The sequence below is a fragment of the Desulfobaculum sp. genome (assembly GCF_054921475.1).
Genome location: NZ_JBUDSW010000070.1, coordinates 1 through 14,619 on the forward strand (window position 1 = coordinate 1; position 14,619 = coordinate 14,619).

17 protein-coding genes are annotated in these 14,619 nt (G+C 59.6%); 2 read left to right on the forward strand and 15 right to left on the reverse strand.

The features are described 5' to 3' along the window. From ACY69P_RS06445 to ACY69P_RS06515, 15 genes are all read right to left on the reverse strand, one after another. Positions 1 to 431: glycosyltransferase family 2 protein (locus ACY69P_RS06445; protein WP_462326921.1), on the reverse strand; the 431-nt coding region annotated here is incomplete at its 3' end. A gap of 573 nt (positions 432 to 1,004) precedes the next feature. Next, positions 1,005 to 1,928, reverse strand: coding sequence for a manganese-dependent inorganic pyrophosphatase (locus tag ACY69P_RS06450; RefSeq protein ID WP_404844881.1), 924 nt, complete (start codon positions 1,926 to 1,928; stop codon positions 1,005 to 1,007). Between the two features lie 391 nt (positions 1,929 to 2,319). Continuing rightward, on the reverse strand, positions 2,320 to 2,970 hold the full coding sequence (locus ACY69P_RS06455; protein ID WP_459900093.1) for a PTS sugar transporter subunit IIC: 651 nt from the start codon (positions 2,968 to 2,970) through the stop codon (positions 2,320 to 2,322). Between the two features lie 52 nt (positions 2,971 to 3,022). Next, positions 3,023 to 3,493 (reverse strand): PTS sugar transporter subunit IIB, encoded by a 471-nt coding sequence (locus tag ACY69P_RS06460; protein WP_404844880.1) that lies wholly within the window; start codon positions 3,491 to 3,493, stop codon positions 3,023 to 3,025. Position 3,494: 1 nt separating this feature from the next. Continuing rightward, entirely contained in the window at positions 3,495 to 3,926 is a 432-nt protein-coding gene (locus ACY69P_RS06465) for a PTS sugar transporter subunit IIA (protein WP_459899797.1), read from the reverse strand. Positions 3,927 to 3,981: 55 nt separating this feature from the next. Next, on the reverse strand, positions 3,982 to 4,884 hold the full coding sequence (gene rapZ, locus ACY69P_RS06470) for an RNase adapter RapZ (protein WP_462326922.1): 903 nt from the start codon (positions 4,882 to 4,884) through the stop codon (positions 3,982 to 3,984). Positions 4,885 to 4,886: 2 nt separating this feature from the next. Further along, complete coding sequence (locus tag ACY69P_RS06475; RefSeq protein ID WP_459899793.1) at positions 4,887 to 5,336, reverse strand: PTS sugar transporter subunit IIA; 450 nt, start codon at positions 5,334 to 5,336, stop codon at positions 4,887 to 4,889. Beyond that, complete coding sequence (gene hpf / locus ACY69P_RS06480) at positions 5,333 to 5,890, reverse strand: ribosome hibernation-promoting factor, HPF/YfiA family (protein ID WP_459899791.1); 558 nt, start codon at positions 5,888 to 5,890, stop codon at positions 5,333 to 5,335. Before hpf ends, ACY69P_RS06475 begins: the two co-directional genes overlap by 4 nt. A gap of 106 nt (positions 5,891 to 5,996) precedes the next feature. Beyond that, the gene (rpoN, locus tag ACY69P_RS06485) at positions 5,997 to 7,451 is read right to left on the reverse strand and encodes an RNA polymerase factor sigma-54 (RefSeq protein WP_459899789.1); all 1,455 of its coding nucleotides are present in this window, start codon (positions 7,449 to 7,451) and stop codon (positions 5,997 to 5,999) included. Positions 7,452 to 7,675: 224 nt separating this feature from the next. Then, positions 7,676 to 8,398: an LPS export ABC transporter ATP-binding protein gene (gene lptB / locus ACY69P_RS06490; RefSeq protein ID WP_459899787.1), complete on the reverse strand. Its 723-nt coding sequence runs from the start codon at positions 8,396 to 8,398 to the stop codon at positions 7,676 to 7,678. A gap of 1 nt (position 8,399) precedes the next feature. Continuing rightward, positions 8,400 to 8,903, reverse strand: coding sequence for an LptA/OstA family protein (locus tag ACY69P_RS06495; protein WP_462326923.1), 504 nt, complete (start codon positions 8,901 to 8,903; stop codon positions 8,400 to 8,402). A gap of 2 nt (positions 8,904 to 8,905) precedes the next feature. Further along, positions 8,906 to 9,472, reverse strand: coding sequence for an LPS export ABC transporter periplasmic protein LptC (gene lptC, locus ACY69P_RS06500; protein ID WP_462326924.1), 567 nt, complete (start codon positions 9,470 to 9,472; stop codon positions 8,906 to 8,908). After that, positions 9,469 to 10,011 (reverse strand): KdsC family phosphatase, encoded by a 543-nt coding sequence (locus ACY69P_RS06505; RefSeq protein WP_404844871.1) that lies wholly within the window; start codon positions 10,009 to 10,011, stop codon positions 9,469 to 9,471. The genes lptC and ACY69P_RS06505 overlap by 4 nt, the downstream gene beginning before the upstream one ends. Continuing rightward, positions 10,001 to 10,813, reverse strand: coding sequence for a 3-deoxy-8-phosphooctulonate synthase (gene kdsA / locus ACY69P_RS06510; RefSeq protein WP_404845217.1), 813 nt, complete (start codon positions 10,811 to 10,813; stop codon positions 10,001 to 10,003). The genes ACY69P_RS06505 and kdsA overlap by 11 nt, the downstream gene beginning before the upstream one ends. Positions 10,814 to 10,978: 165 nt before the next feature. Continuing rightward, positions 10,979 to 12,622 (reverse strand): CTP synthase, encoded by a 1,644-nt coding sequence (locus ACY69P_RS06515; protein WP_404844870.1) that lies wholly within the window; start codon positions 12,620 to 12,622, stop codon positions 10,979 to 10,981. Positions 12,623 to 12,951: 329 nt separating this feature from the next. On the opposite strand from ACY69P_RS06515, the gene ACY69P_RS06520 reads away from it, so the two are divergent. Together ACY69P_RS06520 and tadA are read left to right on the forward strand one after the other, a co-directional pair. Next, the gene (locus ACY69P_RS06520; RefSeq protein WP_462326925.1) at positions 12,952 to 13,761 is read left to right on the forward strand and encodes a phosphoribosylformylglycinamidine synthase subunit PurQ; all 810 of its coding nucleotides are present in this window, start codon (positions 12,952 to 12,954) and stop codon (positions 13,759 to 13,761) included. Positions 13,762 to 13,899: 138 nt separating this feature from the next. Continuing rightward, positions 13,900 to 14,409: a tRNA adenosine(34) deaminase TadA gene (gene tadA / locus ACY69P_RS06525; protein ID WP_459899778.1), complete on the forward strand. Its 510-nt coding sequence runs from the start codon at positions 13,900 to 13,902 to the stop codon at positions 14,407 to 14,409. Positions 14,410 to 14,619: the final 210 nt, after the last annotated feature.

Here is a 14,619-nt window from a genome sequence, read left to right on the forward strand (position 1 = left end):
CTGACCCCGATATGCTGGACACGGTCGCCCAGTCCGCCCCGGTCCGGGTGTATAAGGAGCGGACCGACTGCGCCGAGGCGTCTGTCGCTTTGCATCCGCGCGACCAACGGACCAAGCCAGTTGGGGGTGACGATGGTGTCGTTGTTCAGAAAAAGGACATACTGGCCTGTTGCCGCCGATGCGCCGCGGTTGCAGCCTGCGGCAAAATTGAGGTTGCGTTCGCTACGCTCGTAGCGGAAAGCTCCGCCAAAAAGCTGGCGTCCCAAGACCTCGCATGCGCTGACGGTTTCATCGGACGAACCATTATCAACAACAATGACCTCGTAGCGGACGGCTTCGTTCGCGGCGGCGATACTCTCAAGGCAGTCTTTCGTCAGATTCCATTTATTGAAAACTGGTATCACGATGGATACATCATAGTGTGCAGTCATGAGTGCGTCCCGGTTCGTCTTCGTTCGTGTCGCGGTGCCAAGAGTGTGGTGCCAATAGTGTGCTCGCAGTTGTGCAGAAAATCAGGTCTGATGTCGCTACGCGTCTCAAGTGTGCAGTGCGTTTTTGGTCTACATACCGCGCTGTGCTGTAAGCCGCGCATCAGTCAGGAAAAGAGGCGCATTCTGTTATGAGGCGTTTTACAGAAAAACGTATATCGCCAAAGTGAACACGGTCTTCTCAACATCCTCCCAGAAAATTTTGACATTTCTCCTGCTCTGCCTCACATAAATGCACTATCCATACCAGCCCGCAACGATCGTCAGTGAATTTCCGCAGACAGCAGCCCTTCCCGAGGCTCGGCGCGACGTAGGGAGCGACACGGCAGGCAGACAGACCGTGGCTTCAGACGCGGGCGCAACATTCAGCCCTACGCAGAAGAGACTGCAAGCGAGACGTGTCGACACGCTGACACCTTCCACCTATCGGCCACATAACGGCATAACAAAAGACCCGGCAGGAAATTCCTGCCGGGTCTGATGCGTGCTCTATTCAGTCAGGCTGAAAGGACTGGGTTAGGCGAAAGCCTTGCCCTGGAAGTCCGGAACAACCTGCTTCTTGCGGGACATGCAGCCCTGCAGCCAGAAGGAACGATCGCCAGCGTCCACGCCGAAAGCCTTCTTGAAGACTTCCTTGTCGTCGGACACGAAGAGCATCTCGGTGCCTTCCTTCATGATGTCGGTGAGCATGAGCATCACGGTGTGATGGCCCTTCTCGTCCTTGACCTTCTGAATCTCTTCGTACAGGCCGTCCACGTAGGGCTTGAGGATGTCGAGGTCCACAACTTCCAGCTGGCCGATGCCAACGCCGTTGCCGGCCATGTCGAAGTCCTTGTAGTCGCGGAATACGAGGTCGCGCATGGGGGCACCATCGACGGCGCTCTTCACCTTGAACATTTCCATGCCGAGTTCGGTCACGTCGGAGATACCGGCGGCCTGAGCCATTTCTTCAACGGCCTTCTTGTCGGCGTCGGTGCAGGTGACGGACTTGAACATAACGGTGTCGGACAGGATGGCGCAAACCATGGCACCAGCGATGCTCTTGGGGATCTCGATGCCGTAGTAGTCGTACATGCCCTTGAGTGCGGTGCAGGTACAGCCAACGGGCCACACCCACATTTCCAGCGGATTCGGGGTAGCCAGGTCGCCCAGCTTGTGGTGGTCGGCCACGGCGACGACTTCGGCTTCGGCGATGTCGGCGGGCAGCTGCGTCAGCTCGGTGGTGTCGACGATGGCGACCTTCTGGCCAGCCACGGAGGTTACAACCTCAGGAGCGGTCAGACCGAACTTTTCCAGAACGAAAGCGGATTCGGGGGTAACCTCGCCCTGAGCGACGGGCTTGGCTTCCATGCCACGCTTGCTGAGCAGGTCGGCAAGGGCAATGGCGGCGACGATGGAGTCAGTATCAGGATTCATGTGACCGAGAACTAACATTGACAAATCCTCCTAACAATGGATTTAGCGCGAAAGCTTAGGCAAGTTGACGCTGTAAGTTTGTGCCAAATAGCACAAAGGTCTTGTCCTGCCAAGAGCCTACGCACTCAAAAAAAATGTATGGGAATCACGGGCCTTTTGGACCATTTCCCGCCAACCGGCGGCTCTGAGCCTACAAAAACTTTGCGCAAAAAGGAACAAGAAAAGCACGCCGCTTAAAAATATCGATAAACCGACAGATATCGGGCCCACAATCAAAAATCAACCCATTGACATAACAGAGTTTTTCAAAATCGCCCGCCCGTCCGCTCTCCCCTGCCAGACGCAAAAACGGCCCGCATGAGGGTACTCATACGGGCCGTTGGTCGCAGAAATTCTGCCGCAATTGGTCTGGGGGTTAAAACGTCCCCAGCGCCGCAAGCGCGGCAATGCCGCCGGCAAGGACAAAGATGAGGGCATAAGCCTTGGCGGAGCGCAGGGACAGCAGTGGCCCAATGGAGGCGGCAATCCACAAATGCCCCCACGTAACAGCGTCCGCGGGCAAATGCAGGAAGCCGCGCATCAGGAAGAAATTCACGATGACGATAAGCACCAGAACGCTGGCCTCAAAAAACGCAAACGACAAGACGCCCATCTGCATGATGGAGCGCCTGACAAGGCGACCCGGCGCGTAGTCGCTGGGGCTGGCGCTCAGGCCGACCTGCGCCTGCAAGCTATTGTAGGAGGCGTTCTGGAAGTTCCTGTGCAGGTACTCCACCCGCGCCGCTATCCACCCAAGGGGCAAGCTGAAGAGCAATGGGAACACCACCTCGGCGGGCGTGGTGAAGCCAAAAAAGTGCACCAAAGTGAGCGCGGCAAGGTTCGCCGCCGCGGCATTGGGAGGTATAAACGTCCCTGCGGGGATGAGGTCGAGCCAGAACAGCTCAAAAAATGCGGAAACACTGAGGGCGAGGGTCATATCGCCGGTGACAAGCCCCCAGATGAGGCCCTGCACCATGGGGCGTTCAATGATGCCGACAGTGACGGCAAAACGCCCGAGAGAGCTCAGGGCAAAAAAAAACCGACCGCCACAACCGTGGCAATGCTCGCAAGCGGAGTTCCTACCATGTTCGTCTCACATGCACGGGTTCCGTCGGCACGCAGCGGAAGTCGAGTTCCACGCCGGTGGACGAGAAATAGCCAAGACAGTCGTTGTCTTCCTCGGAAAGGGAAACGTGGGCGCACAGCTGCTGTTTGCCCGGTCCGTAATGCAGGTTGCCAAGGTTGAGCACCCCAAAGCCGAGGCCATCTTCATGGGCGCGGCGGGCGTCCTCGCACGAGGCGAAGAGGACCAACACATCGGGGTCCGGGTCCGGCCCGAACTTGGCATGCATAAACGCGGCGAGCCCCGCCACGTCCACAAAACACTTCTCCACCCCGTGTGGGATGGCAAGCCCCATAATTTCCTGCCGCAATGGGTCGTGGGCCACGTCGTCATTCGCCACGACAATCCAGCGCGACTTGGTGAAGGGGAGCCACGTTTCGATAATCTGACCATGGATCAGTCTGTTGTCCACGCGCACCCAATACATCTTAGCCTTCCGCGACCTTGCGCCGCAGAATTTCGCCTGCGACGACAATACCCTGACAGCCGGCGCTTGCGGCTTCGCTGGCAAGGCTTTTCAGTTTCATGGATCGGGTACCAAGCACTTTGAGCAGCATGGGCAGATTCACGCCGGTGATGACCTCCAGCGGCCCGGAGCCCATAAGGGACAGGCTGAGGTTGGTGGGAGTGCCACCAAACATGTCGGTCAGCATCAGTACGCCGGCGCCTGCATCGACGCGCTCCACGGCTTCGCGCAGGTTCTGGAGAATTTCGTCCATCTCCTGATCCACGCCCACACCGATGGCTTCGCAGTATTCCTGCTCGCCAAGGATGACCTCGGCGGCATTCAGCAAATGCTCGCCGTACTCCGCGTGGGTGACGATGACCACACCGACTGTCTTGGTTGTCTTTTCGCTCATGATACCCGCTAGCGCGCTACTTACGGCGCGAATGGAATTTCGTCCTTCACCCGCCTCATTCGAGGTCGAGATGCCTGTGCTCAAGAAATACGGAATACTCTGCCTGACGCAGAGAGTCAAAGACGGCTTCGGCCACGGCGACGGACCTGTGCCTGCCGCCGGTGCACCCAATGGCAACCGTCAGCCTGTACCGCCCTTCCCGCGCGTAGCACGGCAGGACATAGTGCAGGAAATCAAGCTGTTTCTCAAGGTATTCCCCGCCCTCTGGCGAGCGCAGGACAAAATCTGAAACCGCCTTGTCACGGCCCGTGAGGCTCCGCAGGGACTTTTCAAAATACGGATTCGGCAAAAAGCGCAGGTCAAAGACAAGGTCCGCGTCCGTTGGCACCCCGTGCTTAAAGCCAAAGGTCACCAAATACACGTGCAGGCCATAGCATTTGTCCTGCAGGAAATTCCATTTCTCCTGCAACGTGCGGCGCAGGTCGTGGATGGAATAATCCGAGGTGTCGATGACAAGCTCGGCCAAATCGCGCACCGGGGCGAGCAGGCGGCGCTCCTCCACAAGGGCGCGGTCCAGCCCAACGCCCTGCTCCAACGGATGCGGACGGCGGGTGGCCGCATACCTGCGGCGCAGGACATTCTCTCCCGCCTCAATGAACACCACGCGCGGCTCCACGCCGCTTTCGGCAAGGATGCCCCGTGTCTGTTCCCATTTGGCGGTAAAGTCCGAGTGACGCACGTCCAGCCCAAGGGTCAACCCTCGGTGGTACACCTCTTTCTGACGGCGAAACAGGTCCACGAATTCAGGGATGACATCCGGGGGCAACCCGTCCACGGAGACGAAGCCAAGGTCCTCAAAAACCTTCAGGGCAGTGGATTTGCCCGCTCCGGAAAGACCAGAGAGGATAATGACGGGAAAATCCGGCTCGGTGGCCGCTCCCGGCACGACAGATTCCATGCTTAGGCTCCCTTGATAAGGCGGACCAGTTCGTCCTTATCGCCAGCCTCCAAGAAGGCCGTGCGGAACTTCTCATCCTTGAGGGTACGGGAGATGTGGGCAAGGATGCGCAGGTGCATCCCGGCCACCTTTTCCGGCGCAAGCACAAGGAAGAAGATGTGGCAGGGCTTAAAATCCAGCGCATCAAAGTCAACGCCCTCGCGGCTTCTGGCGGCAACGACGACGATGTCGTCCAGCCCCTCCAGCTTGCCGTGGGGGATGGCGATGCCGTCGCCGATTCCAGTGGTGCCGAGGGATTCCCGTTCCAGCAGGACGTCCTTGGCCTGTTCAGGGTCAATGCCCTGCACATGCTGCGCAGCCCCGGCCACAAGTTCGGCCAGAACCGAAGACTTGGTTCTGGCCGAAAGTTCAGGGAATATCAAATCGCTATCGACAAAATCTCCGAGCTTCATTCGTACATCCCGGGATCAATGAGGCCGTACTCGCCGGTCTTGCGGCGGTAGATGACATTGACCCGTTCGGTTTCAGCGTTGCGGAACACGAGGAAATCATACTTGAAGGTGTCCAGCTGCATGGCGGCCTCGTCGGCCATCATGGGCTTGGGCGTGTAGGTATCGGCCTGCACGATGACAGGGCCGGATGCGGCGTCCATGTCCTCGGCGTCGAATCCGCCAAGGGCGGCGACGTCCTCCTGGCGCACGGTATCGCGCGCGCGGCGGCGGTCCTTGTCCTTTTCACGCATCTTGCGGACCTGTGCGGACATCTTGTCCAGCACAAGGTCGATGGAGGAGTACATGTCTTCCGATTCCTCAACGGCGGACATGTTCATATTGTCCCCGGCAAGCGAGACCTCCGCGATGTGGCGAAACTTCTCCACACTCAGGTTGATCTGCAACTCGGCATTGCCGGTATCGGCGTACTTGATCAGCTTTTCAAAGCGCTTGCGGGCATACTGCTTGAGATGGTCCGAAGGCTCGAAATTCTTAAAGGTCAAGCTGATGTTCATCGACGATCCTCCTTAACTGCTGGGGTTGGATCGAATACTCACCATAGAGGAAAGTGTACTTGCATTCAGCCTGAAAATAAAGGGTGTTGTCGCCGCTCCGCCCCTCCTAAAAGACCTGCTTGCGTTTGGAGGAGGACGGTATGCCGAGGGAGCTGCGATATTTGGCAACAGTTCGCCGTGCGATGTTGACCTGAAGCCGCCCTTTGAGGATCTCGGCGATTTTCTCGTCCGAAAGAGGCTTTTTGGTATCTTCCTTTCCGATGAGTTCCTTGATGTGTGCCTTCACGCTCTCGGAGCCGACCTGCGATCCGTCGTCCATACCGAGGGCGCTGTTGAAGAAAAATTTCAACTCGAACACGCCATGGGGCGTGGACACATACTTGCTGGTGGTAATGCGGCTGATGGTGGATTCGTGCATCTCGATGTCATCGGCCACATCCTTGAGGATAAGGGGCTTCAGACGGGTCACGCCATGCTCAAAGAACCCACGCTGAAAGCGCACAAGACTCTCCATAACCTTATAGAGGGTCCGCTGGCGCTGGTACAGGCTTTTCATCAGCCACTGGGCGGAACGCAGGCGCTCGTGCAGGTATTCCTTCTCCGGCGCGCCGCGCCCATCCTTCACGGAATCAAGATAGAAATCATTGACCGTCAGCTGCGGCAAACCGTCGTCATTGAGTACGATGACGAAGTCATCCTCGTACTTGTAGACGTGCACATCCGGGCTGACGTACTGCGCCTCGCCACTGCCAAAGGCAGCACCGGGCATGGGGTCGAGGGTTTGCAGAAAGTCGAGGTATTCCTTGAGGCCTTCAAGGGTGAGGCGGAACTTGCGCGCCAGCGGCTTGTAGCGGCGCTTTTCAAGGTCCTCCAGGTGGTCGCTGACGAGGGAGTGCAGGATGGGGTCGTCGTAGCCGTTGACCTCCAGCTGCACAAGCAGACACTCGCGCGGGTCGCGGGCGGCAACGCCCACGGGGTCCATGCGCTGGACGCGGTGCAGCGTTTCCTCCACGGCGTCTACGGAGCACTTGGCTTCCTCGGCGATTTCCTCAACGGTGCTTTGCAGGTAGCCCTGCGAGCCAAGGTTGCCGAGGATGACCTCTGCGATGTTCACCTGCTCCGGCGTCATGTCCGAGAGGCGGATCTGCCATTCCAGATGCCCTTCCAGCGATGGCTTGGACGAAAGGCGGGCCTCAAAGGACAAGCCCTCCTCCGGGATTTCCGCTTCACGCGCCGAGGACTGCCGCCCCGTGGAAGAGAACTCCCCGAGGTAGTTTTCCCAATCCGCGCCCTGCATCGCGTCCTGATCGCCAACGCCATCGGCCATGGCTTCGCCGTTGTCTACGGCTTCTGCCGACCGGGCGTCCTGCTCGGCCTCGGCCTTCTCCTGCGACGGCTCGACGGCGGCCTCCTCCAGAAGGGGATTCTCGAGGAGTTCCTGCTGGACCATGTCCACCAACTCCACGCGGGAGAGCTGCAGCAGCTTGATGGCCTGCTGCAACTGCGGTGTCATGACCAGTTGCTGAGAGAGCTTGAGTTGTTGTCGTAGTTCAAGTGCCATGTTGGCTTATGTCTTCTTGCGAAATGTTGGCGTTGCAGATTCCGTATCAGGCTGCCCCGTCAAAGGGGGCGGAAGTGCGACAGTGCCTACGGCATCTAAAAAAAATGGTGCTTGTGCGGACTTCGTTACCGACCGCACAAGCACCATGCCACATTCACAACAAGCTTGCAACCAAGACTGGCAAGGTTCTTGAATATAGGGATTTATATAGAATTTCCGGAAGGTTACAGGCAGAACGTCTCGCCAAGGTAGACCCGGCGAGCCTTAGGATCGGCACAAATTTCTTCCGGAGTGCCGCTCAGGATGATGCGGCCTTCGTAGACAAGGTAGGCCCTGTCGCAAATACGCAGGGTTTCGCGGACGTTATGGTCGGAAATGAGCACGCCAATGCCCTTCTCCTTCAGCCCGCGTACAATTCCTTGTATGTCATCCACGGCGATGGGGTCAATCCCCGCAAAAGGCTCATCCAGCAGCATGAATTTCGGATTCAGAATAAGCGCGCGGGCGATCTCGAGCCGCCTGCGCTCACCGCCGGAGAGGTGCATGGCCTTCTGGTCCGCAAGGCGCGTGATGCCAAGCTCGTCCAGCAGCTGGTCCGCGCGCCGCTTCTGCTCTGCGCTGTCCAGCCCGCTCTGCTCCAGAATAATCTCCAGATTCTGCCGCACGGACAGCTTTTTGAAGATGGAGCTTTCCTGCGGCAGGTAGCTCATGCCGAGGCGGGCGCGCTCGTGCAGGGGCAGCATGGTGATGGCCTCGTCGTCAAGGTGCACCGCGCCGCCGTTGGGCTTGATGATGCCCGCCAGCATGTAGAACGTGGTGGTCTTGCCCGCGCCGTTAGGGCCAAGCAGACCAACAACCTCGCCCTGCGCCACATTGACGGCGATATCCTGCACAACCTTGCGCTGCCCATAGATCTTGCACAGATCATTGGCTGAAAGGACACTCATGCTACTTGCCGCCCCCGTCAGCCGGGGTGAAGAAGATGGCTTCCACAGGTGCGTCGCCGCTTTCCACTTCGCTACGGTTATCCTTGAGCCACAGGCGGATAATCTTGCCGGCGATGCTATTTTCGCCATCCTTGAGCACGGGCTTGCCGGTGAGGGTCAACAGGCCTTCCTCGGCGGTGTACACGGCCTTGCGGCAGGTGCCGGTCTTGCCCTCGCGCCTCAGGCGCACGTTGCCGGTGGCGACAATTTTCCGGATGGTTCCGGGGGTATCCGGCGTATTGGACGGGGTGAGGTGCACCGTCATCTTGTCGGACCAGATTTGCATATCCGGCCGGGTGACGAGCACATCTCCCGTAAAGACGACGGTCTTGCCGCTTTCGTCGTAAACGGTTTTCTGAGAGGTGATTTTGGTCGGTACGGTATCGGCGGCCGCGGCAAATGCCAGCGAGGCCGCTACGAGCACACCCGCAAGGGCGAGTGCGGCGGTGCGTGCAAACGTCTTCAAGGCTACTTCTCCCTGCCCGGGGCGGCCATGCCGTCCATGACGGACTCCACGCCCCCGGTGGCGGTGATGACATTGGTGGAAAGATCATAGACGACTTCCGGCGCGCGGAGGGTCATGCCCTCGCGCACAATGCGGACATCCTCGCGTACGGTGATAATCCGCGCCTCGCCGTCATAGTTCAGACGCTTGGAATACACTGTGGTATCGCCACTTGTCACGACAACTTCGGGCCACAATTCCGCAGAACCCGTCGCCTGATCAACGCGCCCCTTGGGGGCAACGATATGCACAGGCTCGCGGCCCTCCTTGGTCCAGTCGATAACGGGAGCCTCAACCGTGATGCGGCCGTCCTGCTTTTCGTAGTCGGCGCTCTCGGCCTTGAGGGTCCACAGGGAGCCGTCACCGGCGCTGCGGGTGAGTTCCACGCCCTGCATGGCCATATCCACAGGCGGGGCGGTGATGGGCACATCATCCACGGATGCGCCGCTCCCACGCCAAATGATATAGGCCGCGCCAAGCATGGTCACAAGGACCAGCACCGCGACAAGGAGCATACGCGCTCTGTTCATCGCTGTTTCCACTCCGCCCACAGGATGTCCAGCTTGCCCTGCGCATCGAGGATAAAGCGGATGGCGTCGCGTACTGCGCCGTTGCCGCCGCGGCATTCACTGACCCACACGGCCATGTCGTGAATTTCGGGCTGGGCGTTTGCGACGGCCATGGGCAGGCCCACGTTGGCCAGCGGCCCGGCGTCCACCCAATCATCGCCGAGGTAGGCTACCTCGTCCATGGTAACGCCATGGGTATCGCAAATCTTCTGGAGCAGCGGAATCTTGGCCGTGTGGCCCGCGTAGTAGTCCTTGATGCCCAGTTCGCGCACGCGCTTTTCCACGGCTTTGGACTTGAGGCCCGTGATGACGGCCACCACAAGGCCTGCGCCCTGCGCCAGCTTCACGCCAAGGCCGTCCTGCACGTTGAAGCGCTTGGAGACGTGCCCGGATGCGTCGTAGTACAGACCGCCGTCGGTCAGCACGCCGTCCACGTCCAGCACCAGCACGCGCACGTTCTTCGCGCGTTCCTTGGCGGCGGCAGTCAGCTTAGCACTCATGGGGCAGCTTCCAGAGGTTGTCGAGGTCGCGGACAAGGGCGTCCAGCTTGGTCAGCGGCCACGAGTTGGGTCCGTCGCACAGCGCGGAATCCGGGTCGGGGTGCGTCTCAAGGAACACACCGTTTGCGCCAGCGGCAACAGCGGCGCGCGCCAGCATGGGCACGTATTCGCGCTGTCCACCGGAGCAGCCGCCCTGCCCGCCCGGAAGCTGGACCGAGTGCGTGGCATCGAACACCACGGGGCAGCCAAGGCTCTGCATAATCGCCAGCGAACGGAAGTCCACCACCAGATTATTGTAGCCAAAGCTGGCACCACGCTCGGTGAGCCAAATCTTGGAATTGCCTGTGGAGCGGACCTTTTCCACTACGGAACGCATGTCCCACGGGGCAAGGAACTGGCCCTTCTTCACGTTGATGATTTTGTCCGTCTTGGCGGCGGCCACCAGCAGGTCGGTCTGGCGGCAGAGGAAGGCGGGAATCTGCAGAACATCCGCCACCTCGGCCACGGCTTCGGCCTGCTCCGGGGAGTGGATGTCGGTGATGACGGGCAAGCCCGTCTCGGCCTTGACCTGCGCCAGCATTTCCAGCCCGCGCTCCATGCCGGGACCGCGGAAGCTGGTGACGGAGGTGCGGTTGGCCTTGTCGAAAGAGCTTTTAAAAATGGCCGCAATCCCAAGGTCCTTGGAGATTTCGGCCACTTTCCTGCCCGCTTGCAGGGCGATATCGAGGTCTTCCAGCGCGCACGGCCCTGCGATGAGGAACGGATGCGCGCACGAATGCGTGTAGAGTTCGGATGCAGTCATCATAAGCATACCCTTTTCTGCGGGGGAAGGAGGACGGGGCGCGGCGGGCGGAGTGCCGCAAGGGGCACCCAGCGCAGTGGCCCCGCTACAACCGGCGCACCGCACGCCTTCGCGCAGGTGGCGAAGGCGTGCGGGAGCGAGTCCGGTAAATGACTGGTCAAAGAGCTATTTGCCCTTTTTCTGGCCCTTGGCGGCCTTGATGAAGTCCCTGAACAGCGGATGGGGACGCATGGGATTGGACTGGAATTCCGGGTGGAACTGGCAGCCGAGGAACCACGGGTGATCCTTAACTTCCACAATCTCCATCAGCTCGCCGTCCGGAGAGGTACCGGAGAAGACGAGGCCGCTCTTCTGGAGCTTTTCCAGATAATCGTTGTTGAATTCGAAGCGGTGGCGGTGGCGCTCGCTGATGTTTTCCTCAGCGTAGGCCTTGCCTGCAAAAGTGCCCGGAACGAGCTTGCAGGGGTACGCGCCAAGGCGCATGGTGCCGCCCTTGTTGCTGCTTTCGTCGCGGCGCTCCACGCGGCCGCGCTGGAAGTCGTACCACTCCTTCATCAGGTAGATGACCGGATCCGGCGTGTTCTGGTCGAACTCCTCGGAGTTGGCGGCGTCGATGCCGGCAACGTTGCGGGCGTACTCGATAACAGCGCACTGCATGCCAAGACAGATGCCGAAGAACGGAATCTTCTTCTCACGGGCGTAGCGGATGGCCTTGATTTTGCCTTCCACACCGCGGGAGCCGAAGCCGCCGGGGACGAGGATGCCGTCCAGGCCCTTGAGCTTCTTTTTGGCGATGCTTTCGTCCGTGATTTCCTCGGAATTGATGTAGGTGAGGTTCACGGTCACATCGTTGGCGAAACCGCCGTGGATGAGGGCCTCATGCAGGCTCTTGTAGGCTTCCTTGAGGTCCACGTACTTGCCCACGATGCCGATGGTGACCTCTCCCTTGGGGTGGTCAATCTTCTCGGCCAGTCCGGACCACTGGGCGAGGTCCGGATTCTTGGCGGGCAGGCGCAGCATGATGGCGATCTTCTGATCAATGCCTTCCTCGTAGAAGGCCAGCGGCAGCTTGTAGATATTGTTGATGTCGCGGGCACAGAACACGGCGTCGGGGTCCACGTTGCAGAACAGCGCGATTTTGCCCTTGAGGTGTTCGTCCAGCGCCACTTCGCTGCGGCAGATCATGATGTCGGGCTGGATGCCGATGGAGCGGAGTTCCTTAACGGAGTGCTGCGTAGGCTTGGTCTTCACTTCACCGGCGGCGGCAAGGTACGGAACCAGCGTCAGGTGGATGTAGAGGCAGTTTTCCTTGCCAAGGTCAATACGCAGCTGGCGGATGGCTTCGAGGAACGGCAGGCCCTCGATGTCGCCGACGGTGCCGCCAATTTCAATGAGGGCAACGTCAAGGTCGTCGCTGGCAAGGCTCAGGACGGCGTTTTTGATTTCATCGGTGATGTGCGGAATCACCTGCACGGTGCCGCCAAGGTAATCGCCGCGGCGTTCCTTGGTGATGACCTTGTGGTAGATGCTGCCGGAGGTGTAGTTGTTCCTCTGGCTCATGGGCACGTCGATGAAGCGCTCGTAGTGGCCCATATCGAGGTCAGTTTCAGCACCGTCATTGGTGACGTAGACCTCGCCGTGCTGGAAGGGATTCATGGTGCCAGGATCGACGTTGATGTAAGGGTCGAGCTTCTGAATGGTGCACGTCAGCCCGCGTGCCTTGAGCAAAGCGCCGATGGAGGCAGCGGAAAGCCCCTTGCCGAGGGAAGACAATACGCCACCAGTGACAAAGATGAACTTGGTTTTCATTCGCCGGACCTGTCCTCTTTTTTGTCTTGAACTTAAGGGAGTTATCAAAAATACTTCCGGCAGTGACGCACGAAACGTTTGCACACGTGCTCCGTACCCCGCGAACATACATCAAATATCAACCCGCCGGAACATTTTCTGATCCCGGCGGGTCGATACGAGGCACTACTGCCGTAAAATCTCTAGCTCTACATATGTGCCCGATAATTGGGAGTCCATAATCAGTCTTTTTACGCTGTTGACGACACCTTTACGTGTCATTATGGTCCCACAGACCTTGGATACGCTAGTCGACGCCCTTGGCGGTGTCAAGACAACGGGAGGAATTTATGGCGGAGGTCAGAAGCCTCGTCATTACCGGCAACGGTACGAACTGTCATAAGGAATCGGCCCATGCGGCCGAGTTGGCGGGCGCGGACAGCGTCTCAACCGTGTACTTCTCTGACCTCATTGCCGGGCGCTGCCGGGTTGAGGACTACAACTTCCTGATCTTTCCCGGCGGCTTTCTGGATGGCGACGACCTCGGCGCCGCACAGGCCGGCGCACTGCGCTGGCAGTATGCCACCACTGAAAACGGCGATCCCCTCGTCAACCAGCTCAAGGCCTTCTTCACTGCCGGTGGTCTTATCCTCGGCATCTGCAACGGCTTTCAGCTGCTGGTGAAGCTGGGTCTTCTGCCTGCCGTTGACGGCAACTACTTCGACCGTCAGGTTTCCCTCTCGCACAATGATTCCGCAAAGTTCGAGGACCGCTGGGTGCACCTGAAGGTGAACAAAAACAGCCCCTGCGTGTTTACCAAGGACCTCGACCTGCTCGAAATGCCCATCCGCCACGGCGAAGGCAAGCTCATTGCCAAAGACGACGCCGTGCTGGACGCCCTGGAGCGCGAAAACCTTGTGGCCCTGCGCTACGCCCACCCCGAAACGGGCGAGCCGACGCAGGAATCTCCCTTCAACCCCAACGGCTCACCGGGCGGCATTGCCGGACTGACGGACCCCACCGGCCGCATCCTTGGTCTGATGCCGCACCCCGAAGCGTTTAACCACCCCACGAACCACCCCGCGTGGACCCGTGGCGCACGCCCCACCCTGGGCACCGTGCTCATGGAGAACGCCGTCAAGTACATCAAGAGCCTTTAACTTCCCCAAAAAAGACCGTACCATTTCCGAGACGGACGCCACAGGCACTGCACGAAAATCGTCCTGTGGGCGAGTTTGTGGCGTCCGTCCGGAAACCTTTTCGCGTGAATTCTCACACAACAAACAAGGCCAGATATCATGAATACGCCAATGGAGTTCCCGGCGCTTCCCGGCCAGTGGGAAAGCTGGGAGCAGGTCATGCGCCGTGCCCTTGAGCAGGCCCGCCGCGCCGCAGAGCGTGGCGAGGTCCCCGTCGGCGCCGTCGTCCTTGGTCCGGACGGCTCCATCCTTGCCGAAGCCGCCAACGCCCCCATCAGCCAAAACGACCCCAGCGCCCACGCGGAGATGCGCGCCATGCGCCTTGCCGCGGACAAGCTGGGGAACTATCGCCTCAACGACTGCATCGTTGTCGTTACGCTGGAGCCGTGCCTGATGTGCCTCGGCGCGTTTATCCACGCCCGCATCGCCGGGCTGGTGTTTGGCGCGCACGACCCCAAAACCGGCGCGGTCACCTCCCGCATGGACGGCGCGAACCTCGATTTCGTCAACCACCACTTCCCCGTGCTGGATGGCATCCTTGCCGATGAATGCGGCCAGACCCTGCGCGACTTCTTCCGCGCCCGCCGCAAAAAGCCAGCCGACTCCTAGCGCCCACCCCCTCACCACGGCGCAGTCAACGCCAACAGCCGCGCGGCGCATCCGCCCCGCGGGCTTTTTCGCGCGCAAAACGGGGCGCTTCGGACCATATGCCGAAGCGCCCCGCTCTTCTTCTCAGTGCTGGGCCGCAGCGTTTATTTCAATCTGCCGCTACAAAACTCGCGGCGAAATTCCTGCATGCTCATAGCCTTTTTGCCGCTT